General features: G+C 37.4%; 1 protein-coding gene. It reads left to right on the top strand.

What is annotated here, in order from left to right; genetic code table 11:
• The first annotated feature begins 11 nt into the window (after positions 1 to 11).
• Positions 12 to 1,178 carry a tetracycline-inactivating monooxygenase Tet(X2) gene (locus NLF99_RS19590; RefSeq protein ID WP_008651082.1) on the top strand — a complete coding sequence of 389 codons (1,167 nt, stop codon included), beginning with the start codon at positions 12 to 14 and terminating at the stop codon, positions 1,176 to 1,178.
• Positions 1,179 to 1,317 lie beyond the last annotated feature (139 nt).

Here is a 1,317-nt window from a genome sequence, read left to right as displayed (position 1 = left end):
GCCATTTTTGAATGACAATGCGAATAGATACAGACAAACAAATGAATTTACTTAGTGATAAGAACGTTGCAATAATTGGTGGTGGACCCGTTGGACTGACTATGGCAAAATTATTACAGCAAAACGGCATAGACGTTTCAGTTTACGAAAGAGACAACGACCGAGAGGCAAGAATTTTTGGTGGAACCCTTGACCTACACAAAGGTTCAGGTCAGGAAGCAATGAAAAAAGCGGGATTGTTACAAACTTATTATGACTTAGCCTTACCAATGGGTGTAAATATTGCTGATGAAAAAGGCAATATTTTATCCACAAAAAATGTAAAGCCCGAAAATCGATTTGACAATCCTGAAATAAACAGAAATGACTTAAGGGCTATCTTGTTGAATAGTTTAGAAAACGACACGGTTATTTGGGATAGAAAACTTGTTATGCTTGAACCTGGTAAGAAGAAGTGGACACTAACTTTTGAGAATAAACCGAGTGAAACAGCAGATTTGGTTATTCTTGCCAATGGCGGGATGTCCAAGGTAAGAAAATTTGTTACCGACACGGAAGTTGAAGAAACAGGTACTTTCAATATACAAGCCGATATTCATCAACCAGAGATAAACTGTCCTGGATTTTTTCAGCTATGCAATGGAAACCGGCTAATGGCATCTCACCAAGGTAATTTATTATTTGCTAACCCCAATAATAATGGTGCATTGCATTTTGGAATAAGTTTTAAAACACCTGATGAATGGAAAAACCAAACGCAGGTAGATTTTCAAAACAGAAATAGTGTCGTTGATTTTCTTCTGAAAGAATTTTCCGATTGGGACGAACGCTACAAAGAATTGATTCATACGACGTTGTCATTTGTAGGATTGGCTACACGGATATTTCCTTTAGAAAAGCCTTGGAAAAGCAAGCGCCCATTACCCATAACAATGATTGGGGATGCCGCACATTTGATGCCGCCTTTTGCAGGGCAGGGAGTAAATAGTGGGTTGGTGGATGCCTTGATATTGTCTGATAATCTAGCCGATGGAAAATTTAATAGCATTGAAGAGGCTGTTAAAAATTATGAACAGCAAATGTTTATCTATGGCAAAGAAGCACAAGAAGAATCAACTCAAAACGAAATTGAAATGTTTAAACCCGACTTTACGTTTCAGCAATTGTTAAATGTATAAAATGGAATAAAACGGCACATAACAAACAAATTGGCAATAGAGCCGGTGAAGTACTTCTATTGAACTTTTGTGCAATGTTGAAGATTAGTAATTCTATTCAACATTTGTGCTAAAAGTCGGCTCCATCGCCAATTTGCCA

The sequence above is a fragment of the Sphingobacterium sp. LZ11T8 genome, assembly GCF_024261425.1.
Lineage (GTDB): Bacteria > Bacteroidota > Bacteroidia > Sphingobacteriales > Sphingobacteriaceae > Sphingobacterium.
This window is presented reverse-complemented; position numbering and strand designations above follow the sequence as displayed.

Bases quoted from the DNA above. Each gene is read 5' to 3' on its own strand.
- NLF99_RS19590 (WP_008651082.1), top strand. From the start codon at position 12: ATGACAATGCGAATAGATACAGACAAACAAATGAATTTACTTAGTGAT.